Source organism: Pradoshia sp. Z3_51 (genome assembly GCF_058215915.1).
The window spans coordinates 28832-53265 of sequence record NZ_JBZAJC010000002.1 but is presented as its reverse complement, the minus strand read 5'-3'; the positions used below and the strand labels follow the sequence as shown (position 1 = coordinate 53265).

The following is a 24434-nucleotide window of genomic DNA, read 5'->3' as shown; positions in this document are numbered from 1 at the left end:
TTTGTATAGATAAAAAAATCAGCGTATAGTTAATCTCAAACATATTTCTGAATAGACACCTATATTAATTGCATTGTAGTAATGCAGGTATTGTCGTCCTTAAAGGTAGAAATCGTCGTTTCAGATGTTTTTTCTCCATAGTTAATTCTTACCTGATATGTTTTCTCCCGTGGTAACCATATATCTATAAACCCATTTTCCAAGGAAGTCATGGTTTCATCAACAATGACCTTGCCATCTTCATCTTGAATATATACATTGAAATCCTTATTAACCAGTTCCCCCTGGCAGCCTGTTAAACTGTGGATTTCACATGGATGAGTCTCTTTAACATAGGGTGCAATGGAAACAAAAAACTCTTCCGCAGGAAGATCATAAGACTTCTCCTTATCATCCTTCACAATTAACTTATGTGATGTAATGGACGCAGAGACATTATCAAAACTCCCCGTACTATAATCTTGAACCATTTCCCTTATATCCTGTCCTTCTTCTTTACTTTCCTCTTCCGAATTACATCCCATCAACAAAAAAATGGACCATAAACTGATCATGATAAATAAAGCTTTTTTCATCTTTTCAACTCCTGTACACTAATTCTATACAGGAATATTTTAACATACTAATAGATTTATATTTCTGTAATTGTTAACATTTATAGTCATTTAAAAAATGAAAGAGCCCTCACAAGGTTTTGCAAGCCAGCGTATACCAACAATTCTTTTACAATTTTATAATGCTATCTATTTTAGTTAAATATTTTCCAAAATATTGATTGATTTTCGTAGATTCTCTTTATCTTTGATTTCTCAGATGTCAAAATATTACATATATTAACAAATAAGAATACAAATCTTAGCAATCTTGCTCTGCTAGACTGTACTCCTTGAGGATCTTACATAAGTTTGCCAATCAATTTAAAATACATACTACATCACTAAAAAAGTCATTCCTTCCTATCCCATGAAATGACGTTTATTTAGGTTAGTTTTTAGCTTTTTAAAGATGAGCTAGAGATAAACACCTCAGTAGTTTTAATTTGTTGCCAAACACATGTTCAATATTTTCTATGATTAGCACGCTGGAAAAAGGGATAAACGAACAAATTACAAAGGAGTGGAAGGCTAATGAAAAGAGCGATGATTAAAACTGGGCAAGGAAATTCTGTTAGTGGAAAACTGGCTGAAGAGATCAGTTATGAAGATCTAGTAAGCTATGGGAAAAGAGCTAAGCAAACATATTTTCATTTTGAGGAAGTACCCGATTTTCCCTTTCCAGGATTATCACCTACCCTGTATCCAATCTGGGAAGAAGGTGAAGGAGACGGTTGTTTAGTACTCTATGCTGATTATAATTTCCTTCCGCAAGCTGCCCTCTATTTAAGCGTCAATATTGATTATTTAATGGAGGAAATGGAAAAAGTGGCAGAACAAGCTAATAATGATGCTGGTCACCAAATGTTTGAAATCGCTTATGCTGCAGAAGAAGATTATGATTATATGATTTCAACAGGGGTGGCTATAGATCCCGAAGAGGCCAGTAATCTCAATGATTATCTAGAATTTATCAGCCTCACTTATATTTATCCTCTATTTGTATCTTCTTTGCGTTTTGCTGCATTGAGACATCAGGAAGACTTGAAGCAATTGATTGAAGATATGAACGAAAATATGTATGAAGATTCTGAAAACCAAAGTTCCTAATTATCATATTGGGAAGGCGATTTAATAAAGGGAATCCTCTCTTTCTATCATTTATCTCTAACTACTTCTATTGCTTCAATAACAAATCGTCATTAAAAAACTGCCAGTCAAATTGACTGGCAGTTTCTTTTAGTCCATCTATTAATATGGATCAGCCTCATGGCTTTTCTTCACAGCATCTTTTGTTGCTTCCATTGCTGCTGCCGTACCTTGACCGAATCTGGATTTACCTGCTTCACGGCCTGGTACTGCAGATTCTTCCTTCATTTCTGCTAATTCTTTCATTTTCATTTCGATGCCTTCTCTTACACGGCGTCCATATTCTTCATCTGCTTGAGTGAAGTATTCCACCATGGCATCTTGAATACGTTTATCACAAATTGCAAGAGCATTGGATAGGTTGTTAATTAACTCATCACGTTCCCAATCCTCAAAGCTGCGATATGTTTCACCTGCTTGACCAAAGTTGTTAGGACGGTCAATTGGTTCACTCATGACTGCAGCATTGTATGTTGGACGGTGTTGCGGACGTTCTTCTTTACTTGCTTCCTGGAATCCGCCAACCATAGATGGCTCATAGTTAATATGCGGATTATCTCCGGATTCTTTTGGATCGCGAACATCCATTTGGCCGCGATGCTGATTAGTGCGAACTGGCACTTTTGGTGCATTCACTGGCAATTTAAGATAGTTCGGTCCTACACGATAACGTTGTGTATCAGAGTAGGAGAATGTACGTCCTTGCAGCATTTTATCGTCTGAGAAATCCATACCATCAACAAGAACTCCAGTACCGAAGGCAGCTTGTTCAATTTCAGCATGATAATCGACCGGATTACGATCTAATACCATTTTACCAACTGGCAACCATGGGAATTTGTCCTCTGGCCATAGTTTAGTATCATCAAGAGGATCAAAATCAAGTTCAGGATGATAATCATCCTCCATAATTTGTACATATAACTCCCATTCAGGGTATTCTCCACGTTCAATCGCTTCATATAAATCCTGTGTTGCATGGGCAGTTGTTTTAGCCTGGATAGAATCTGCATCTTCTTGTGTCAAGTTACGAATTCCTTGTTTTGGCTCCCAGTGATATTTAACCAACACTGCTTCGCCTTTATCATTTACCCATTTATACGTATTTACACCAGATCCCTGCATGTGGCGGTATGTTGCTGGAATACCCCATGGAGAGAATAGGAATGTAATCATATGTGTTGCTTCAGGTGTGCGGGAAACAAAATCAAACATCCTTCTAGGATCTGCCACGTTTGAAGCTGGATCCACTTTAAATGCATGAATCATATCAGGGAATTTCATTGCATCACGGATAAAGAAAATTTTAAGGTTGTTCCCAACCAAATCCCAGTTACCGTCTTCTGTATACATTTTAACAGCAAATCCACGTGGATCACGTGCTGTTTCAGATGAATCTTTTGCACCTGCCACTGTAGAGAAACGAATCATTAATGGGGTACGTTTTCCAGCACCGGAAAATACTTTTGCACGAGTATATTTTTCTACTGGCTCATCGCCAACTTTTCCATATGTTTCGAAATATCCAAATGCTCCTGCACCACGAGCATGAACGACACGCTCAGGTACTTCCTCACGGTCAAAGTGGGAAATCTTTTCAATAAAGTGATAGTTCTCAAGTGTTGCAGGTCCACGATTTCCGACTGTGCGGATATTTTGGTTATCCGTTACTGGATGGCCCTGACGAGTTGTCAAAGTCTCGCGTTTCATTTCTTCTTTCTTTGAACCATTATGATCTTTGTTCTCTGCCATACTGAAAACCTCCTCTTTTAATAGCTCTCCTTATAACCCCTGTATGATGAATATACAGTATTAAGGAGTACCATCTTTGGAATTAATTTCAATCTATAATAATTATAAACAACTTCTATTATTACTATAAATTACAGTTTAAAAAGATTGCAAATGATATGGTATTTCTAAGTTTTAAACCTCTTTTTTCAAAAAAAATACATGAAATTTATCCTATATTTCTACCAGAATTTTTAATAACAGCAGTTATCTAATGTTGTATGGTGAATGATAATTCTGTGAAGTAGATAAAAGAACCATAAATATATGTACCTTTATAAATGAGAAAATCTTTGTGTCCAATTCTAGTAGAAATAAAATATAGGAGTTTATTGGTGAGAAGCTGACCAATCTATATTTCATTTTTATAGAACACCTCTCCTTCTAGATAGGTATCGCCAACACTTTATTAGGCAGCATATAAAAGGCACCACAATTGTTAGTAGACTCTAACATTTGTGGTGCCTTAAAATCTCCAAATCTTTTGTAATTTTTCAAAAAAATATAGTTCCTGTTAATTTATATTTTCCTCTGTTTGATCTGTTTGATTAACTCTTCCAACCAGTAAATAGTATGATCTACTCTAGCAGTCACATACTCCCCTATAAACTCTACAAGGTTCTTGTTTTCCTCGTCTACTTCAACCTTTTTTTCAAAATCTTTAATATGCATCCATTGAGCACGGATATGCTCTGATTTCTTGTTAAGAATAGTTAGAACCCGATCACGATCGACATACCTGATATTAGCAATACCTACTACCATATCACTGATATCCTCGGCATTTTCCAACAGTTTGTATATTTTCTTAGGAAGCTCTTCACGTCCCTTATCCGTAATCGCAAAAACTTGTTTATCTGGACGATGTTCCTCTTTTATAACTTCAACTTGTTCAACCAATCCCTGTTTAGCCAACGATTCAAAGTGATAGTACAGTTTGCTTTCTGTTAATCCACCTAATTGATCCAATGGAATTGGCTCTGAAAGCTGCTTTTTTAATTTATAAGGATAATTATTATCCTCCATTAGTTTGCTTAATATAAAGATTTGGATAGCCATTTCTAAGCTCCTTCAGCATAATTATCTTTATTTTAGCAAAATTAAGCAGGCATTTCAGCAGTCTTCTCATTTTCGGTTTCATTTATTGCTTCATCATTCTCAACTGGAACTGATTTGTGGAAGGTACTCAAATAAATAGATTCAGGGAACTTCAGCCAGTCTGTTGTTCCCTTTTTTATTGCTAAAAATTTTAATGCATTTTCTTTAAACAATCGCCGCTCCGCTATTCTCACTAATTTATCTCTCTTTACTAGTCCAAATGACCACTTCAAACCATCCTGTTCATCATAGTCTAATGTATATTGTGAAAAAGGAGACCGACAACATGAGTCCAAAACTGGAAAAGTTCGTGGATCCACTCCAAATTATGAAAACCCTGAATCCCAAGGAGAATGGTCGAGGCGGAACATATTATGAAGTAAGAATGCAGGAGTTTCAACAAAAGCTACACCGAGATTTACCGCCAACTCGCTTATGGGGTTATAACAGCCAATATCCCGGGCCTACTATAGAAGCCAAGCAGGGGGAGGTTGTAAAGGTTAAATGGAAGAATAATCTTCCTGACAAGCATTTTCTCCCTGTCGATAAAACATTCCATCATCTAGAACATATGCCGGAGGTTCGAACAGTTACACATTTACATGGCAGCGAAACCCGTCCCGATAGTGATGGATACCCGGATGCCTGGTTTACAAATAATTTCAAGGAAGTTGGCGAAGCTTTCACAAGAAAAGTATATGAATATCCAAACAATCAGCGTGGAGCTACCCTCTGGTATCATGATCACGCCATGGGCATTACCAGACTGAATGTATATGCTGGTCTTGCCGGAATGTATATTATTCGGGATGAACAGGAAAAATCGCTGAAACTGCCAAGCGGTTCTTTTGAAATTCCCCTATTGATACAGGACCGGACATTCAACGATGACGGCTCTTTATTTTATCCAAGCCAGCCGGATAATCCCGCAGAAGGTTTACCAAACCCTTCCATCAGACCGTTCTTTCTTGGAGATACTATTCTTGTAAATGGGAAGGTATGGCCGTTTTTAGAAGTGGAGCCACGCAAATATCGTTTTCGTATTTTGAATGGTTCGAATACACGCGGTTACCAAATGGAACTTGATTCCGGACAATCTTTTTATCAAATTGGATCTGATGGCGGTTTATTGCCAAAAACAGTAATGATGGACAGCATTCTAATTGAACCTGCAGAAAGAATGGATGTCATCGTCGATTTTAGCCAATATGAAGGCAAAACCATCACGCTAAAAAATAATCTTGGACCTAATACAGACCCAGCTGATCAAACAGGTGATATCCTTCAATTCAGGGTAAATCAGCCACTTTCCAGCCAGGACAATAGCCATATTCCCAACAGATTATCCTATGTACCCTCTTTAAAACACAACAATATATCGGCCATTCGCAACCTCAAATTAGTAAGTACAACCGACCAATACAGCCGTACTCTGCTTTTACTCGATAATAAAATGTGGATGGATCCAGTGACAGAAAAACCACGATTAGATACGACTGAGATTTGGAGCTTAATGAATCTTACAAACGTTACTCATCCAATTCATATCCATTTAATCCAATTCCAAATACTCGATCGCCGGCCATTTGATTTGGATCGTTATAACGAGGATCGAACCATTATCTTTACTGGACCTGCACAGCCTCCAAAGCCAAATGAATACGGTTGGAAAGACACAGTTGCTGTCCCTCCTGGAGAGATTACCCGCTTGATCATGCGCTTCTCTCCATATAGCGGCTCGTATGTTTGGCATTGTCACGTTCTGGAACATGAAGATTATGACATGATGAGGCCTTACATGATTATAGATCCACATAAAGAAGATTAATGGATTCCTTCCCATTTAATTTCAGGACCACACTCACAACCATTTAAAAAGCGCCTGCCTGCATCTTAACTTGATGCGGACAGACGCTTCTTATTATTTTGCCAACAAGTAATCTACTAATTTAGCTTTTGGTTTTCCGAAGATTTCTTCTTCCAATCTGCGGCCTGTTGGAGTGGCTGCAAGTCCGCCTTCTGCTGTTTCCCGTAATGCAGATGGCATGGACTTTCCGATTTCATACATCGCACTGATTACTTCATCACATGGGATACGGCTTGTTACCCCTGCCAACGCCATGTCAGCTGCTGTTATTGCATTTGAAGCTCCCATCGCATTTCGTTTAACACACGGAACTTCCACAAGCCCGGCGACTGGGTCACATACAAGCCCAAGCATATTTTTCATAGTAATTGCAAAAGCTTCTGCGGATTGCTGCGGTGTTCCACCAGCCATCTCCACTATGGCAGCTGCCGCCATGGCACTAGCTGATCCAACTTCTGCCTGGCAACCCCCAGCTGCACCAGAGATGGATGCATTATTTGCTACTACAAAACCGAACGCTGCTGTCGTAAATAAGAATTCAATCATTTCCATTCTAGTCGGATTCAACTGTTCTTTAACGGCAAATAATGTACCAGGAACAACGCCGGCTGAACCTGCTGTTGGTGTGGCACAAATAACTCCCATTGCTGCATTTACTTCATTGGTTGCCACTGCTTTGCTGACAGCATCTAATAAAAGTTTACCAGATAGAGATTTACCTGAATTAATATAGTTTTGTAATAACACCGCATCTCCTCCGGTTAATCCCGAATGAGATTTAACACCATTAAGACCTCTCTCTACCGCCCGTTCCATAACTGCGAGGTTCTCATCCATTTGAGCAATAATATCTTCTCTTGATCGCTCGGACACTTCCATTTCCTGCCTAATCATAATTTCGGAAATTTTAACATTATTGGATTGTGCCAGCTCTACAAGCTCGGCCACATTTCGAAACATATTCTTTCCTCCTCTTGCTGTCAGTATTTAATTTTACATACGGATTACATGGTTTACGTTTGGCAATGAACTAAGCTCTTCTATGATTTCTTCTCCGAGCTTTTGATCCATTTCAATTACCATAATTGCGATGTCTCCCCGTTCTTTACGCGAAACCTCCATATGGCTGATATTAATCTCATTTTTAGCTAATACACTTGTAACGGATGATATCAGCCCAAATTGATCCCTGTGAATAACCAATATAGCTGGCTGCCCACCTGACAGCTTTAATTTAAACGAATTTATTTCAGTTATCTCAATCGTTCCACCACCAATGGAAATGCCGACTAATTCTAACTTTTTATCTCCATCATCAAACAAATTTATTTTAACCGTATTAGGATGTTCAACTACAGCCTCTTCAACCAGAAATTGAACTTCCATTCCTGCCTGTTCAGCGAATTTATATGCATCTGGAATACGCTCATCAAAGGTATCAAAATCCAGTAAACCAGCAATTAAGGCTAAGTCTGTTCCATGACCTTTATAGGTTTTTGCAAAAGAACCGTATAACGAAATGATTGCTCGCTTTGGTTGTTTGCTAAATATAGTTCTGGCTGCTCTTCCTATTTTGGCAGCTCCTGCTGTATGTGAACTGGATGGGCCAATCATAACCGGACCAATTATATCAAATGCTGATCGATACTTCATTATGTTTTTCTCCTTTTTTCAATCTGCTTTTTAGATAGCTTACTTTTCTTCAGATACTTCCAGCCAAAGCCCCATCGCTTTCATTCTATTAGAAGCTTAGCTAAATAGTGCAAAAATCCTTAATCGACAAGTAATAGATTCCTTTATTTCACCTGATATTCTAATTGGTAATCTATTTGTGTGCGTATTTTTTGCAAATAATTATAGATTGTAAACTTCGATACTCCTAAAACGGATGCTAAATAGTCTGTTGAACCTTTAATGAGGAAAGCACCTTTTTCCTGTAATAATCTTACACATTCTATTTTCTCTTCTAGACTCAACATGGATGGCGGTTTCTTAAAACCGGATAAAACTTGATCAACCATATCTTGAATGACTTCCTGTACGGTCGAATAAAAGTTTTCAGACTTCTCTTCTGTTTCAGTAAAAGAAATGAAATCCTGAATTTCTGCCTCGTATTGAATCATCATTGAAATATCATAATTAATGCAAATAGCCCCAATAACATGATTTTCCACATCCCGCAGAAAAATGGTCGATGATTTCATTGTGATTCCATTTATCAATCTGGTTTTATAGTTTGGAATATCCTCTATGTCAGATACAGGTTTAGTCAATTCGTTTAATACTAAATCCGTACATGGACTACCTATTTCTCTTCCTGTAACATTGCCGGCTAAATAGACAAGAGATTTTTTTAAATCTGCAAAATCATGTACCGCCACTTCACAGCGCGGACCAAACATTTTAACGATCATATCTGCTGTGCGTATCGCCATATTAAAAATCGGTGCATTCGGATCTATCGCCATACTCTCACTCCCTAAACGCAAACGGTTTCAAATCATTCTAAAATAAATAAAATTTAATCAAAAATGGATTTATTTGTTAACTCAGATATCATAACATGAATTTGGTATAATTTAAATAAAATTGTAATAGTTACAAAAATATTGTAACAATTTTCAAATAATCTATCTTCCTTATATAGAAAACTAGATTCACTATTAAAGATAAAAGGGCTAATCGAAATTTACGATTAGCCCTGAAATAGTATCTTAGTTTTCAATCTCATCTTAGTTGCTTATAATGAATTGCCGATTATGTTGTTCTTACTCTTTACAAGTATTCTTTTTCAAACGTTAAGGTACTGCGAACCGTATTAATGGATCGAACTATACTTTCAATTTGTTCTCGTTTTTCTTCTAAAAATGGCGGCAAGGATAATTTTTCTCCAAGAGTTTCGTATGGTTCATCCTCCATAAATCCAGGACCGTCCGTTGCAAATTCAAATAAAATATGCGGTGCCAATCTTGCATAGAGTGAACCAAAATAATAACGTTCTACATAACCTGAATTGGGTATATTAAATGCCTGCAAACGTTTTTGCCAATCCTTCAGCTCTGAGCGGTCATTCACGCGAAATGCCACATGGTGAACTGTACCAAAGCCTTGCTGTGCCTGTGGAAGAGTTGTATTGTGTTCTACAATAACCTGTGCTCCATTGCCTCCTTCGCCCATTTCAAACAAATGATAAGATTCATGGCTGTCTAACACTCTAAACAACAAAACCTCTTCCATAAGTTTTTTTAAATAATCGAAATTAGAGGTACGAATAAATATTAGACCCAATCCTGTAATAGCATATTCCAATGGGACAGGCCCCTTTTGCCAAGGCGTTCCGGAAGCTACTCCCTCATTACTCTGATCAGAAATTAGTTGATATGACTGATCATCAAAATCAGTAAAGGACACTGTGTTTTTGCCGAACCATTCTTGAATTCCTGTATGTTTAACTTCGTATTTATCAAACCGTTTAATCCAATAGTCTAGAGCTGCGTCACTTGGAACTCGGAAAGATGTTTTCGAAATTTCATTGTTCCCGTGAATTCCCTTTGAAATACTAGGGAAATCAAAGAAAGTCATATCTGTACCCGGGGAGCCGACATCATCTGAAAAAAATAAATGATACGTTTTAATATCATCCTGGTTGACGGTTTTCTTCACTAAGCGTATACCAAGAACCCCTGTAAAGAATTCATAAATTTTTTCTGCACTGCTCGTAATGGCAGTCACATGGTGCAATCCTTTTAATTCATTCAATATCATATCTATACCCCCGTTAACTATTTATCTCGAATTCGAGATATTGGATAAAAAAAGAGCGGAATCACTCATAAATTACCCTCTTTAGAAGACATTATCCTTCTTTATTTCCCCTTAGAAGAACGATTAAACTTATGCTGCCGGGTTAATCTCTAATTCTATTTCTATTTTAATATCTTTACCAATTAAAACGCCGCCCGTTTCAAGTGCTGCATTATAAGTAAGACCAAAATCTTCTCGGTTAATCTTCGCGTCCCCTTCAAAACCGTATACTTCAACTCCCCAAGGATTTTTGCCTTTTCCGCCAAATTCGACATCGAATGTAACTGACTTTGTTACATCCTTAATAGTCAGATCACCAGTTACTTTATAGTCATCCCCAGATCTTGTAATGCTTGTAGATTTAAATTCGATTGTAGGATATGCTTCCACATCAAAAAATTCAGCAGATTTCAAGTGTGTATCACGATCTTCTGAAAAAGTGTTAATACTTGCTGGATCAAATTGAAATGCAATTTGAGCTGTTGTCAAATCTGTTAAATCCGCGGCTTCAATATCTGCTGTATACGTATCAAATTTTCCTTTTACCTTTGATACCATCATATGTTTCACTGCAAAGCCAATTGTTGAATGAGACTGGTCAACTATCCATTTTGCCATTGTTATTCCTCCAATACTTTTATTTCGAATTCGAGACTTTATGTAAAATGCAATATATCTCGAATTCAAAATTCTTTAATTAAGGATAAATTTAACACGAGTACATTTTCTTGTCAATTTATTCAGGATTTTTTACCAATGTGGATATGGATCAGTTTATGCCAGATCTCTAAACAATATGATTACTCACAATGTAATCTGAAATGTAAGATGTGATCACATATTGATCATAAATCTGAAAGCGCCAAAAAGATCCTACTGCAGATTGTTAACTCAGTATAAAACCTTCAATTGCTACATACATGGCAAACAAAAATCCACCTAGACTCACCCAACTAAAAAGTTTTCGTCCTTTTTGATATTCTTCTAATCCGATGATTAACATCATTAACCCTAAGAAAAAAATCATAAATGGTTGGTACGCAAAGCTTCTTGTAATAAATCCGTATAATACAAATATTAAAACTACCGTTGAAAAAACATAGCGTAAAATTTTCAGCATGATTCCATACTCCTTATATCCTAGTAACAACCTATTACTATAGCTTTTCGACTCCTAATGCCGTTAATCCTTTTTTATTCTATACAGTTCTTAAAGATGTAAAACTTTATTTAATCAGAAAGCAGAACCTTTTCATTTTCAAATATTTCACATCTTAAATAATTATGTATCACAGGATGATTTTATTTACTATTTTCTTGGTGGCCAGTAGTGAAATAGGTATTCAGAGGATAATAAATCGGGAACTACCTATCAATGAATATTTATCAATAGTTGAATTTAGATAGAATAAACTACCCCGCTGTATGAAACCATCACTAATAACCAGTTAATCTAACCACCGCTTTATATTATTTTGAAATAATAAAATTCGGTATATGAATTACTTAAAAAATACAATCCACTTCCCAATTTAGTGCATGTTTACCCTGCTATAAATGTAAGGGGATACATTTTTAATAGATTTATATACTGATTCATCCTTGATATAACAAGGTTTCATTTTTACCCCCATGCATAAAACTCCTAATACATAAAAAGATCAATTATAAAAATATTGTCACAAAAAAACAAATTACTTACACAAGAAGAAATATTTTGTTATAGTGAAAAACAGACTGACTGGTTAGTATGGTGGAGGTGTACTAACAGGAGGGATACAAAATTGCTGATTATTTACGAATGCAATGGACTATCCCGCCAAAAGGATATACAGGTGTTGGATCCTACGAAACAAGCATAAAAATAGCAAAGTTTCGTTCTCTCACCATTTGAAAGAAGTATGATTCTACTTGCGAATACTGGATTTATCTCAAATTATCAATAATTAATGCCCAAGTGGAATGATTAAAAACGAATCAATGACTAAAAAAACATAGAGACAATGACTTGCTTTACAGTTAGCAAATATAGGTGAGTGAAAATTCGCCCTAATGTAGTTTTAGTATGTATGTTTACAAGAGTCTGATTTTAATTGAGAAAATTTTATAATCAAAGGTTTTATCGAATCTTTTTTCAGAAGATTCTGTATTCTTCTATTTCTTTAGTGATTAGACTTCCAATGAAGATGGATTTTTGCTCTACAAATGCGTTTCTCCCTGAGAGCAATCTCGAATTTACAAATAATTTATTTTTAGAGGAGTTATAACAAGTGAATAAACAGATACAAATCAAAACGGGACCGATAATGGCTGCCCTCTTGGTAGCAGGATTTGTCGGGCTTTTTAGTGAAACAGCTTTAAATATAGCATTAGGACAATTAAGCCAAATTTTTAGTGTGGATGCAACAACCATTCAGTGGTTGGCAACAGGCTACTTTTTAACACTTGGTATTTTAGTACCAGTTACAGGTATTTTAATGCAAAAATTCACGACACGCCAAATGTTCATGGCAGCTTTATTTTTCTCTCTTATAGGGACAGTTTTAGCTGCTTTAGCACCCACATTTAGCGTACTTTTAACAGCACGTATTATTCAAGCAGCTGGGTTGGCTATCATTTTACCTTTAACACAAAGTGTTATTTTCACGATTTTCCCGCCAAATAAACGTGGAGCTGCAATGGGAACAATGGGATTAGTTATTTTAGCTGGACCAGCTTTTGGACCAACCTTAGCAGGCATGATTTTAGACACCTTATCTTGGCATTGGATTTTCTGGTTCACCATTCCATTCTTATTAATTTCACTAATCATTGGCTATATCTATATACCGAATGTTAATGAAATCCGTAATGTCTCAATTGATATTTTATCTGTAGTATTATCTACAATTGGTTTTGGTGGTGTTGTATACGGTGTAAGTGTCGGTGGAGAGCTTGGCTGGACAAATGCAACCGTATTAGGAACAATTATTATCGGCTTAATCGCATTACTATTCTTCTGTATCCGTCAAAATAAGATGGAACACCCAATGTTAAACTTAAAAGCATTTAGATACCCAATGTTCGTTTTAGGTCTTGCTATGAATATTATTACCTTCCTCAACATGCTTTCCATGCTTGTTGTTTTACCAATGTATATGCAAATGGCCCTTATCGTTTCAGCATTTGTAACAGGATTAATGATGCTTCCGGGGAGTTTAATCAACTGTGTACTTGCGCCGATAATTGGTAAATTATTTGACAAATATGGACCACGTGCCGTGATTACTCCAGGTACAATTCTTGTTGTCATTGGATATGGACTTTATGCATCATACGGAACAGATACCGCTCTTTGGATTATGGTATTGACACATATCGTGATGATGTTAGGTGTTGGTATGGTCTTAGCATCCGTACAAACAAATACACTGAATGCATTACCTAGACAATATTATCCAGATGGTATTGCAATTACACAAACGTCTCAGCAAGTAGCCGGAGCTATAGGTATTGCGGTAATGGTATCTCTATTCTCTATGAAACAAGCTGATTACTTATCCGGTGCAGCCAATGATTTAACTGCAGCTGCAGCTACTGGTTCAGCATTTGTATTTAAGATCAGTTTAATTTTAGCTATCATAAATGTCGTTCTTTCATTCTTCTTGAAAAAAACACAGTAAACTGGGAAGATTGAGAGAAAACGAAACCAAATAGAGTGAAATAAATAAAGCTAACACCCTAAATCCTCTGCGATTCTAGTTGGTGTTAGCTTTGTTTTTATTTATCTATGCCCCTCTTTACGGGCTTGTATATATCCATAATAGACGCACGTTCCATTTTGGGACAAGTCTTTGACTTCAAATCCGCACTTTTCATAGAAACTGAAATTAACAGCGGACGTATGCGCGAACCAATCTCCATGAGGAAGCTTTTGTACACATAGTTCAACTAATTTTTTACCGATCCCCTTTCCTCGATATTCGGTTAAAACGACTAAATCCATTATAGTAGCGGCCATTATTTTGTCTGAAATAACCCGAACCATTCCAATCATTCGGCTAGAATCCCATACAGTATAAGCCCAGGTGGAGTTTTCAAATATTAATGAAAACTTTTCTTTCTGCCAATCTGTTGTGTTTCTCGCCCATCCTGCATCTGTAAAAAGAGATTCTACACTTTCAGCTGGAACTCCTTCTGTCCCTTCCCGGATGACTAAGCCGTTAAAATATTGGTACATATCGTCTCCTCCTTGTATCCAGATATCTTTTATATCATAATACCAGAATTTAACTTATCCATATCCATAAAAAAGAGACTCCCAAAAAGAGATAAATCTTTTGGCGGAGTCTCCTGATTATTAAATCCATTTAATTCAATTAGACATGTTCTTCCTCTTATGTTGGTTGTACTTAAGAAATTTTCATGAATTTAATTTTTATCATCAAATTCGGAACGGGAAATATGATCATCGTCAAAATCATCATCTATTTCTATAGTACCTGTTCTACCTTTTACAGTGATTGTTTTCAAAAGATTTTCTGAAGTTTTAATTTCAACATCGTATTCGTATTCAGAACGAGAAATACGGTCATCTTCCAAATTGAATTCTTTTTGAACACTGATAACTTCTCCATCAATTTGCTTCAAAGCTATTTCTTTAATTTGTGCTTCTGTATAGTTGTCATTCTTATTTGCATAGTAATAACCCATTCCAACATAACCGCCTACAATGGCGATACCAAGAACAATTATGGCAATAAAGCCACCGATTATTTTCTTTTTATTTTCTACTACCATGTTTTTGTATTTTGTTAACATAGCTATCTCTCCTTTTTATCGTTTATATACAATTTCCTTTTCTAGTTAATCTTCAAACTGGTCTAATTGGTCAATAAAATTGATTAGAATTTTTAATTTACGAAGAACATAAGACCATTTGACCAGAACAGGAACCAATTATCATTCCATTAATTTTGACGCCTCTCCTCCTGTCTTTTATTCTTTTCCTTGATCTTGACTTCATCATAATGGGTAAACATTAAAGGAACATTAATGAATAAAAATGATTTTCTCATCTTTTTTTAATAAACGTGAATTATAGTAAAATATATTAAATAAGAAGAAAAGGAGACTAAACATGCGGATTCTCATAGTCGAAGATGAACAAGATTTACAAAACGTTCTTGCAAACCGTTTAAAAGTGGAAAATTACAGTGTGGACGCATGTGGAAATGGGTCTGATGCACTCGATTATATTTCCATGGCTTCTTATGATTTGATCGTGTTAGATATAATGATTCCAGAAGTAAATGGACTGGAAGTTTTGCAGCATATAAGAGAAGAAGGTAATCGTACTCCGGTTTTATTGTTAACCGCAAAAGATACGATTGAAGATCGGGTCAAAGGACTGGATTTAGGCGCAGATGATTATTTAATCAAACCATTTGCCTTCGATGAACTACTGGCCAGGATACGGGTGTTAATGCGCCGGCAATCAGGTAACACATCCAACGTTTATGAAATGGGAGATTTAGTAGTGGACTGTAATACCCATAAGGTAACGCGACAGGGTAAAAATATTGACCTTTCCAGCAAGGAGTTTGCAATTTTGGAATATATGATTCGCAATAAAGATATTGTATTGTCTCGAGATAATATTGAACAACATGTTTGGAATTATGATTATGAAGGCGGCTCAAATATCATTGATGTTTATATTCGTTATCTAAGAAAAAAAATAGATAATGATTTTGAGATCAAGCTTATCCATACTATTAGAGGGTCTGGCTACGTATTGAGGATAGAGTCATGAAAAAATTATCTATTAAAATGAAGATCACTCTCTGGTATACGGGCCTAATTGTGATTATTATGGCTATGGTATTAAGTATTATTTTGGCCTCTTCCGATAAAATTCTTCTGTTAAATATCCAGGACCAACTCGAGGAATCAGTAAAAGAAGGTTTTAGAGATATAGATTATGAAAACGGACATTTAGAGGTAGATAATGATTTTGAGTATTATGATGATGGGGTCACTCTTTTAATTTACGATAAAAATGGTGCTTTACTGGAAGGCAATGTTCCATCTGGATTTAACGGGGACATACCAATGAATAAGGATGGACTTCAAACCATTGAACAGAATGGACAGGAATGGCTATTATATGATCATCCATATAAAAAATTTAATGATGAGATATGGATTCGAGGCGTTTATCAATTAAATCAATTATCGTCAGCCATGAACACCATTTTACTTGTGACGCTAATTGCTTTTCCATTCCTTATTATTGTAGCAGCTACCGGCGGATATTCTATTACAAAAAGAGCGTTTCGTCCCGTACAAAAAATGATTGATACAGTCAGTGAAATTAACGACGGACAAGATTTATCAAAACGTATTGACCTTAAGGGATCAAATGATGAAATTCATGCTTTGGCACAGACCTTTGACCGAATGTTCGATAGATTACAATCTTCATTTGAGAATGAAAAACAATTTACTTCTGATGCCTCTCATGAATTAAGGACACCTACTTCTGTCATCATCTCTCAATCTGAATACGCCTTATCTCAAATTGATGATTCAAAAGAAGTAAAGGAATCCCTTGAGGTCATTCTAAAACAATCCCAAAAAATGTCCTCTCTCATTTCGCAATTACTTTTACTGGCCAGAGTTGATCAGCAGAATATGGACCATTTTCTATTTGAAAGGCTTAATATTAGTGAGTTAACAGAAATGGTAGCAGAAGAATTAACCTATATGGCTTATAAAGCTGATATTGAGATAATTACAGACCTAGAGGATAATCTTTTTATAAAAGCAGATCAAACGTTAATCATGAGATTACTTATGAACCTGATTACGAATGCGGTTGCCTATGGAAGGCCTGGCGGATATGTAAAGATTAAATTATATCAGCAGGGTAATCATGTGATAGGTGAGATTTCGGATAATGGAATTGGCATTAGTGCAGAACATATAAATAAAATATGGGATCGTTTTTATCGCGTCAATCCTTCTCGTACCTCAACTGCTAACGGCAATACAGGTCTTGGCTTGTCGATCGTAAAATGGATTGTCAGTCTGCACGGCGGCACCATTGATGTATCAAGTGAATTAGATAAAGGAAGTACCTTTAAGTTTCGTTTACCTATAGGCTATTAAAGAGCTTAATTAGAGGATATTATTCTAGGCACCTACACCAGTATGATAGGTGCCTTTTAAGGTTTAACAAACAAAACGAATGGCTCGGCAATGCGAGTAATTATTCAACAGGCATCAATTCGTCATCTGTCACCCATTTGTGATTAGTTACTTCTTCCCCACCTGTTGTTGGTTTGTAATCAATCATATAAACAGTCGTTTCTTGTGCTGATTCAATTTTTACAGTGGTACCCTTCATTCCATCCATATGAGAGGCAGTCGTAATGGCTTCTGCACCAGGCTGCAAAGATTCCTCTCCACTATCTTTTATCTCTTCATGAATAATCCACTTATGATTTTTCACCCTTTCCCCACCTGTAGCTGGATTGTAAGAAATGCGGTATGCGGTTGTGTCATAAGCTCCAATGATGGTGGCTTCAGCACTTTTCATACCTTCCATATGTCCATCTTTAAGGATTGCATGGCTTCCAACTTTAAAAGTAGGGATTTTCAGCCACTTTTAAATCTTCCGGAACCTCACCAGAACCTGAATGATTCATTCCCTTCATATCATGAGATTGTGTATCATGTTGCAATTCTTTATTATTAGTATCCTCAGTTTGGTCTTCCTCAGTTGTTTGAGAGCAAGCACCCAGCACAAGAATACATACCGTTAGCAGAGATAAGAGAGAAAGTCTTTTTAACATATCTTGTCCTCCTTTTATGATAAACAGCAATTGTGTTCTTTATTGCATTACCCTTTTGTTATATGGTCTACCATATTTTTATATTTACCTTTACCTCTTCTATCATATTATCTGCTAATTTTTATGGTTTAAATGACTAATAGATTCATAAATCTGCTCATACATTTAGAAGACTGTTTAAAAATAAACAAATTAACCCTCTATTTTTTCTCGTATCTTAATTGAATTTTTATATAAAACGTTAACCAACTATAATGGTTGTCACATCCCCTATATCATTCACAATTTTTTCATTTTTAAAGGAGATTATTACGGGAATTTAAATAATGAAGCACCTTAGACTAATACGGAGGAGTTGAGCCAGCATGAATACCATACAACATTACTTCCTGATCTTTCGACTTATTCTTTTTTCCCCGTTTTATTGGATTGCTGCAGGAATTACACGTATCCTTTCATGGATCTGTCAATTCATTGCCTATTTCCCCATGATATATATTGTATTAATATGGCTCATTACTATTATTGGTGCAATTTATGAACGTTCATTTTCTATTGAAATGTTAATGGAAGGTATTTTAATATCAGCAATCGTCTACTTCATTCTTAGTATATTCAGTGGCTTGATTAATATAGTGCTGAATGCATTCTTTACCGTTTTCTTATCTATTAGTAACATTTTTGCGAAGTTAAGCGGTCGGACAATAGAGACTATATAACTTATTCAACCTTGCTCAAACTCCTGACTGGGTTTGAGCTTTTCATTCTTTTAGATTGTCTATACTCAACATGCTCCTTTGCTCATTCCGTTTCAGTATTTCAGCCATTACAAAAGCTCCTATTCCAAGGATGCTAAACAAAATTGCTAATGTAAAATACGCTGTAGCCATTCCGGCATTCACCGATAAATTCTGCACATCATATAAATTATATGCATTAACAGCCTTCTCCTCATTGAATATTTCTTCATATCCTTGGTCTATCATTTCCTCTTTACTATAGGGACTTTCATACACATATAATTTATACAACCCTGCACCTAAAGTAATAACGGTAAATAATAGTGCAATAATCACAACAATCTTTAATATAAATGGAAAATTCATTTTACTATTACTTCGTTCCTCAATCATGATAACCTCATTTTTTTCCATTTCGTCTCACCCCTTACTAGTTTTCAGTTGTTCTTCATTCAAAGTAATTCTACAAAAGTATTAAAAACACCTTTAACAATCAGAGATATCCGTCTTTAATCAAATCGTAGAAAACTTAATATACGAGTTTCTTCTATATATAATACCTATCTATAGAAGAAAGCCAGATTCACATTGGAATCTGGCTTTTTCATTAAGATAGTCTATTTTTAAAATCCATATAATTAAATTTATGCAAAATGCGGCATTCACCATTCTTGTCCTGTACAGCAATTGTCGGCAGGGCCATTCCGTTAAATGTATTGTTTTTAACCATCGAATAAATCGCCATATCCCCAAAAACCAATCGGTCATTACTTTTTAACGGCTGATCGAATGAATAATCTCCAATAATATCCCCTGTTAAGCAGGTTGGACCGCCTAATCTGTACGTATGGGCCTTTTCACCGGGTTCACCACTACCAAGAAGCGGAGGGCGATATGGCATTTCCAACACATCCGGCATATGACAGGAAGCCGAAGTATCGAGGATAGCAATTTCCACATCATTCTTTAATGTATCAAGAACCGTTGTCACAAGAAATCCGGCATTAAGAGCAATTGCTTCACCCGGCTCAAGATAAACCTCCAAATCATATGTCTTCTGAATACGGGTAATACAGTCCTCCAGCAGGCCTATATTATACCCATCTCTTGTAATATGGTGGCCACCGCCAAAATTAATCCATTTCATTTGCGGCAGCCATTTTCCAAATTTCTCTTCGACAGCATTGAGGGTTTGTGCCAAGGCATCCGAATCCTGTTCACAAAGCGTATGGAAATGTAATCCCGATACACCTTCCAGCAAATCTGGACGAAATTCATCAGCCGTTATACCAAATCTGGATCCTCTAGTGCATGGATCATAGATTTCATGGCCCTCTTGAGTCGAACATTCTGGATTAATACGGAGGCCTATGCTTTTACCTGCCTGGAGTACTTTATCCCCAAATCTCTCAAGCTGTGAAAAAGAATTGAAGATAATATGATCACAAATAGAGATAATTTCATCTATCTCATCTTCGCGGTAGGCTGGGGAAAACACATGATTTTCCTTTCCCATCTCCTCATAGCCAAGCTTAGCTTCATACAATCCGCTCGCAGCAGTCCCACTCAAATACTGACCGATTAACGGATACATTGCATGCATAGAAAATGCTTTTTGTGCCAGGATAATTTTACATCCGGTTCGACCCATTACACCCTTTAAAATTTTTAGGTTTTTCTCGAGTAGACCTTCATCTACCACATAAGATGGTGTTGGTAATTGATCAAAGCGCATCTTAGTCTACTAACTCCGGATCAAAGCTTTCTTTCCAAGGAAGTCCCCATTTATTCAATGCTTCCATGAACGGATCTGGATCAAATTCCTCAATATTGTAAACACCAGGCTTGTTCCAATTTCCGTTCATAACCATCATCGCACCAATCATTGCAGGAACCCCTGTTGTATAAGCAACCGCCTGTGATCCCACTTCTTTGTAACACGCTTCATGATCACAAACATTGTATACATAATAAGTTTTATCTTTTCCATCTTTTTTACCGCGGAAAATACAGCCAATATTCGTTTTTCCTTTTGTACGCGGACCAAGTGAAGAAGGGTCTGGAAGTACTGCTTTTAAAAATTGAAGAGGTATGATTTCTTTCCCTTCAAATTCGATTGGCTCAATAGATGTCATCCCAACATTTTCTAGACATTTTAAATGAGTGAGATAACTTTGCCCAAATGTCATAAAGAAACGAATCCGCTTAATGCCAGGAATATTCAAAGCAAGTGATTCAATTTCTTCATGATGTAATAGATACATATCTTTGTCACCGATCTCAGGGAAATTGTACGTACGTTTAATTTCCATTGGCTCTGTTTCTACCCATTGGCCATTTTCCCAATAGGAGCCATTTGCTGTTACTTCACGGATATTTATTTCAGGATTAAAGTTTGTTGCAAAAGGATAACCATGGTCACCTGCATTACAGTCTAAAATATCAATGTATTCAATTTCATCAAAATGATGTTTTAAGGCATGGGCTGAGAATACTCCTGTAACGCCAGGATCAAATCCGCTTCCTAATAATGCAGTAATACCCACTTCTTCAAAGCGCTCACGGTAATCCCATTGCCATTTATATTCAAACTTCGCTGTATCTTCAGGCTCATAATTAGCTGTATCCATATAATGAGTTTTAGTTGCAAGACAGGCATCCATAATCGTTAAATCCTGATATGGTAAGGCAAGGTTCATTACTATATCCGGATTCACTTCTTCTATTAAAGCAATTAGCTCATCCACATTGTTTGCATCCACCTGAGCCGTTGTAATTTTTGTCTTACCGCCGTCAAGCTTAGCTTTTAAATCATCACATTTGGACTTAGTACGACTTGCAATACAAATCTCTTCAAATACCTCACTGTTTTGTACACATTTGTTTATTGCCACAGAGGCTACTCCGCCACAACCAATAATCAGTGCTTTTCCCATTTTTCATATCTCCAATCCATTATTTATTTATCTAACAAACTTCTTTCTGCTTGTTTTAAACACTAGAAGATTTTCATGGAATATCTTCCACGTCCCTCAGCAGCTCCTCCACATACGTTGGCAAAGCAAAGGAACCACGGTGTAAATTAGGATTGTAATAGCGTGTTTTAATACCTAACTGTTTCCAAGCCTCTTGATTTAAATCTGCAAGAGGTTGATATTTTTTGGATGCAAATCCAAACAACCAGTGGCCGGACGGGTAGGATGGAATATGTGCCTGATATACCCTGCTAATTGGGAAACAGTCGATAATCCGTTGGTGCGCCCTCTGCATCGCTGCCCTGTCTTCTGCATAAAACGGACTCTCATGCTGATTTACCATAATTCCATCTTCATGTAAGGCCTTGTAGCAATTACCGTAAAATTCTTTCGTAAACAAGCCTTCACCCGGTCCGAATGGGTCGGTTGAATCCACGATGATTAAATCATATTGATTTTCACAGGATCGAACAAATTTCAGCCCATCCTCATAATGAATATGAACCCGTTCGTCATCAAGCTTAGAAGCTGTTAAAGGCAAATAATTTTTACAGGCTTCAACTACCTTTTCGTCAATTTCCACCATGTCAATATGTTCAATCTGTTGATAACGGGTTAGCTCACGTACAACACCGCCATCCCCTGCACCAATAACCAAAACCTTCCGTGGATTTGGATGAACAGCCATAGGTACATGGGTAATCATCTCATGATAAATAAACTCATCTTTTTCAGTCATCATCATATAGCCATCCAGGGTCAAAAATCTCCCAAATTCGTTCGAATCAAAGATATCAATCCTCTGAAATTCACTCTGTTCACTGTATAAATGCTTGTCCACCTTGATGGAAAGCTTTACTTCTGCCGTGCTACGTTCATGAAACCACAACTCCATGCTGTCACACTCCCTTTAGTACATTCAGACGTTCAATAGCAAGGTCTTCCGGTCCTGTCATGGAACAGCCTTTTGCTTTTGCATAGTCAATATACTCAATGATTTCTTTCGTAATTCTTTCACCTGGTGCGAGGATTGGAATTCCAGGAGGATAGCACATCACAAACTCACTGCACACCCGACCCTCTGTATCTCGCAGACTCAATGATTCTTTATCTGCATAGAATGCCTCCTGCGGTGTAATCACAACCTCCGGGTCAATATATTCTTGTGTAATCAGACCTGATTTATCAGTCGAATAACGGCGACGTATTTCTGATAGGGCACTAATCAGACGTTCGACATCTCTTTTCCGATCACCAACAGATACATAGGCCAAAATATTGCCTATATCTCCAAATTCAATTTGGATATCATACTCATCTCGCAATAAGTCATATACCTCAATTCCCGCTAGTCCAATATCTAATGTATGTACCGAGAGCTTAGTTACATCAAAATCAAATATGCTGTCTCCATTCACCAATTCTCTTGAAAAGGCATAATAGTTACCAATTTGATTGATTTCGTTCCGAACATATTCTGCAAGATTAATAACATCATCGAAAATCCGTTCTCCATTTAACGCTAGATTTCTTCGTGAAAGATCCAAGCTTGAAAGCAGCAAATATGATCCGCTTGTTGTTTGTGTTAGATTAACAATTTGCCTTGCATAACCAACATTCACAGAGGGTCCCATTAACATAAATGAGCTTTGCGTCAAACTTCCCCCGGATTTATGCATGCTGACTGAAGCCATATCTGCACCAGCAGCCATGGCAGTCACGGGAAGGTTTTTTCCAAAGTATAAATGTGCTCCATGTGCTTCATCTGCAAGAACAAGCATGTTATGCTGATGAGCAAGCCTCACAATCCCTCGTAAATCCGAGCAGATTCCATAATAGGTTGGATTATTGACCAAAATGGCTTTAGCCTCTGGGTTTTCTTTAATCGCTTTTTCCACCTGGTTGAGAGACATACCAAGCGCAATTCCTAGATTTTTATCCATTTCTGGATTTACATATACCGGCACGGCACCACATAGAACAAGCGCGTTAATGACACTGCGATGAACATTTCGGGGAAGAATAATCCTATCTCCCGCTTTACAAGCTGTTAGGACCATCCCCTGTACGGCAGATGTCGTTCCATTCACCATAAAAAATGCATGTGCAGCACCAAATGCCTCAGCTGCTAATTCTTCTGCTTCTTTAATGACGGATACCGGGTGACAGAGATTATCAAGCGGCTTCATCGAGTTAACATCCACGCTAACCGCTTGCTCCCCCAAAAAAGCTGTCAATTCGGGATTACCTCTCCCGCGTTTATGACCGGGTACATCAAAAGGAACAATTCGCTTTTTCTTGAACTCTTCCAAAGCTTCATAAATAGGTGCCCGCCCCTGCGAAAGACGAAATAATCTTTCTCGTTCATTCATCACAAACTTCCTCTCGCTGAAAATTCTCCCACTTCCCTTTCCATCTGGCTTAAATCATAAGAATTTATGGGGTGATTTTTATTAATTGATAAAGTTAAAAGACAACAAAAAAGCAAGTGTACGCGCATTTCATTGCACAACACTTGCTTGTAGATATTATTATCCTATTAAAAAGCATATATAAATACAGACATATTGCCACACATA

At 36.8% G+C, this 24434-nt stretch carries 23 protein-coding genes and 1 pseudogene; 6 read left to right on the top strand and 18 right to left on the bottom strand.

Translation table 11 applies throughout. From position 1 onward, the window contains the following. Positions 1-59: 59 nt before the first annotated feature. The gene (locus AC4BHA_RS03885; RefSeq protein ID WP_148629480.1) at positions 60-575 is read right to left on the bottom strand and encodes a CueP family metal-binding protein; all 516 of its coding nucleotides are present in this window, start codon (positions 573-575) and stop codon (positions 60-62) included. 552 nt (positions 576-1127) lie between these two features. Here AC4BHA_RS03885 and AC4BHA_RS03880 point away from each other — a divergent pair. Beyond that, positions 1128-1703: a hypothetical protein gene (locus tag AC4BHA_RS03880; protein WP_490558191.1), complete on the top strand. Its 576-nt coding sequence runs from the start codon at positions 1128-1130 to the stop codon at positions 1701-1703. Between the two features lie 141 nt (positions 1704-1844). Here AC4BHA_RS03880 and AC4BHA_RS03875 read toward each other — a convergent pair whose 3' ends face one another. The 3 genes from AC4BHA_RS03875 to AC4BHA_RS03865 form a co-directional block, all read right to left on the bottom strand. Continuing rightward, entirely contained in the window at positions 1845-3494 is a 1650-nt protein-coding gene (locus AC4BHA_RS03875) for a catalase (protein ID WP_490558190.1), read from the bottom strand. Positions 3495-4052: 558 nt separating this feature from the next. Beyond that, positions 4053-4592 carry a PadR family transcriptional regulator gene (locus AC4BHA_RS03870; protein ID WP_066101271.1) on the bottom strand — a complete coding sequence of 180 codons (540 nt, stop codon included), beginning with the start codon at positions 4590-4592 and terminating at the stop codon, positions 4053-4055. A gap of 41 nt (positions 4593-4633) precedes the next feature. Beyond that, positions 4634-4864: a hypothetical protein gene (locus AC4BHA_RS03865; RefSeq protein WP_139063792.1), complete on the bottom strand. Its 231-nt coding sequence runs from the start codon at positions 4862-4864 to the stop codon at positions 4634-4636. A gap of 53 nt (positions 4865-4917) precedes the next feature. Here AC4BHA_RS03865 and AC4BHA_RS03860 point away from each other — a divergent pair, with 53 nt between their 5' ends. Further along, positions 4918-6459 (top strand): multicopper oxidase family protein, encoded by a 1542-nt coding sequence (locus AC4BHA_RS03860; protein WP_139891400.1) that lies wholly within the window; start codon positions 4918-4920, stop codon positions 6457-6459. Between the two features lie 93 nt (positions 6460-6552). On the opposite strand, the gene sdaAA is transcribed toward AC4BHA_RS03860, so the two are convergent. The 6 genes from sdaAA to AC4BHA_RS03830 all read right to left on the bottom strand — a co-directional run bounded on the left by sdaAA (position 6553) and on the right by AC4BHA_RS03830 (position 11422). Next, positions 6553-7458 (bottom strand): L-serine ammonia-lyase, iron-sulfur-dependent, subunit alpha, encoded by a 906-nt coding sequence (gene sdaAA, locus AC4BHA_RS03855; protein ID WP_066101277.1) that lies wholly within the window; start codon positions 7456-7458, stop codon positions 6553-6555. 33 nt (positions 7459-7491) lie between these two features. Then, entirely contained in the window at positions 7492-8151 is a 660-nt protein-coding gene (gene sdaAB / locus AC4BHA_RS03850; RefSeq protein WP_066101280.1) for an L-serine ammonia-lyase, iron-sulfur-dependent subunit beta, read from the bottom strand. 143 nt (positions 8152-8294) lie between these two features. Beyond that, positions 8295-8966, bottom strand: coding sequence for a helix-turn-helix transcriptional regulator (locus tag AC4BHA_RS03845; protein WP_066101283.1), 672 nt, complete (start codon positions 8964-8966; stop codon positions 8295-8297). 307 nt (positions 8967-9273) lie between these two features. Then, entirely contained in the window at positions 9274-10257 is a 984-nt protein-coding gene (locus tag AC4BHA_RS03840) for a ring-cleaving dioxygenase (RefSeq protein ID WP_490558366.1), read from the bottom strand. 135 nt (positions 10258-10392) lie between these two features. Next, positions 10393-10920 carry a YceI family protein gene (locus AC4BHA_RS03835; protein WP_066101287.1) on the bottom strand — a complete coding sequence of 176 codons (528 nt, stop codon included), beginning with the start codon at positions 10918-10920 and terminating at the stop codon, positions 10393-10395. Between the two features lie 268 nt (positions 10921-11188). Continuing rightward, on the bottom strand, positions 11189-11422 hold the full coding sequence (locus tag AC4BHA_RS03830) for a DUF3953 domain-containing protein (RefSeq protein WP_490558189.1): 234 nt from the start codon (positions 11420-11422) through the stop codon (positions 11189-11191). A 1150-nt stretch (positions 11423-12572) separates the two neighbouring features. On the opposite strand from AC4BHA_RS03830, the gene AC4BHA_RS03825 reads away from it, so the two are divergent. Then, the gene (locus tag AC4BHA_RS03825; protein WP_139891403.1) at positions 12573-13964 is read left to right on the top strand and encodes a DHA2 family efflux MFS transporter permease subunit; all 1392 of its coding nucleotides are present in this window, start codon (positions 12573-12575) and stop codon (positions 13962-13964) included. A gap of 101 nt (positions 13965-14065) precedes the next feature. Here AC4BHA_RS03825 and AC4BHA_RS03820 read toward each other — a convergent pair whose 3' ends face one another. Together AC4BHA_RS03820 and AC4BHA_RS03815 are read right to left on the bottom strand one after the other, a co-directional pair. Next, entirely contained in the window at positions 14066-14521 is a 456-nt protein-coding gene (locus tag AC4BHA_RS03820) for a GNAT family N-acetyltransferase (protein WP_148629478.1), read from the bottom strand. A gap of 191 nt (positions 14522-14712) precedes the next feature. Beyond that, the gene (locus tag AC4BHA_RS03815; RefSeq protein WP_225983665.1) at positions 14713-15102 is read right to left on the bottom strand and encodes a PepSY domain-containing protein; all 390 of its coding nucleotides are present in this window, start codon (positions 15100-15102) and stop codon (positions 14713-14715) included. A gap of 319 nt (positions 15103-15421) precedes the next feature. On the opposite strand from AC4BHA_RS03815, the gene AC4BHA_RS03810 reads away from it, so the two are divergent. Together AC4BHA_RS03810 and AC4BHA_RS03805 are read left to right on the top strand one after the other, a co-directional pair. Then, positions 15422-16096: a response regulator transcription factor gene (locus AC4BHA_RS03810; RefSeq protein ID WP_066101294.1), complete on the top strand. Its 675-nt coding sequence runs from the start codon at positions 15422-15424 to the stop codon at positions 16094-16096. After that, positions 16093-17454: an ATP-binding protein gene (locus AC4BHA_RS03805; protein ID WP_490558188.1), complete on the top strand. Its 1362-nt coding sequence runs from the start codon at positions 16093-16095 to the stop codon at positions 17452-17454. Before AC4BHA_RS03810 ends, AC4BHA_RS03805 begins: the two co-directional genes overlap by 4 nt. Positions 17455-17554: 100 nt before the next feature. Here AC4BHA_RS03805 and AC4BHA_RS03800 read toward each other — a convergent pair. Beyond that, positions 17555-18140: pseudogene (locus AC4BHA_RS03800) on the bottom strand (YdhK family protein). A gap of 365 nt (positions 18141-18505) precedes the next feature. Here AC4BHA_RS03800 and AC4BHA_RS03795 point away from each other — a divergent pair. Continuing rightward, positions 18506-18859 carry a hypothetical protein gene (locus tag AC4BHA_RS03795; RefSeq protein ID WP_066101300.1) on the top strand — a complete coding sequence of 118 codons (354 nt, stop codon included), beginning with the start codon at positions 18506-18508 and terminating at the stop codon, positions 18857-18859. A 42-nt stretch (positions 18860-18901) separates the two neighbouring features. Here the strand turns inward: AC4BHA_RS03795 and AC4BHA_RS03790 are convergent, their stop codons facing one another. From AC4BHA_RS03790 to AC4BHA_RS03770, 5 genes are all read right to left on the bottom strand, one after another. Beyond that, positions 18902-19294, bottom strand: a complete 393-nt coding sequence (locus AC4BHA_RS03790) for a hypothetical protein (RefSeq protein WP_066101303.1) — start codon at positions 19292-19294, stop codon at positions 18902-18904. Positions 19295-19487: 193 nt separating this feature from the next. Then, complete coding sequence (gene nspC / locus AC4BHA_RS03785; protein WP_066101306.1) at positions 19488-20615, bottom strand: carboxynorspermidine decarboxylase; 1128 nt, start codon at positions 20613-20615, stop codon at positions 19488-19490. 1 nt (position 20616) lies between these two features. Then, positions 20617-21816, bottom strand: a complete 1200-nt coding sequence (locus tag AC4BHA_RS03780) for a saccharopine dehydrogenase family protein (protein ID WP_139891408.1) — start codon at positions 21814-21816, stop codon at positions 20617-20619. Between the two features lie 73 nt (positions 21817-21889). Next, entirely contained in the window at positions 21890-22750 is an 861-nt protein-coding gene (speE, locus tag AC4BHA_RS03775; protein WP_139891409.1) for a polyamine aminopropyltransferase, read from the bottom strand. Between the two features lie 4 nt (positions 22751-22754). Next, complete coding sequence (locus tag AC4BHA_RS03770; protein WP_139891410.1) at positions 22755-24227, bottom strand: aminotransferase class I/II-fold pyridoxal phosphate-dependent enzyme; 1473 nt, start codon at positions 24225-24227, stop codon at positions 22755-22757. Between the last annotated feature and the right edge of the window lie 207 nt (positions 24228-24434).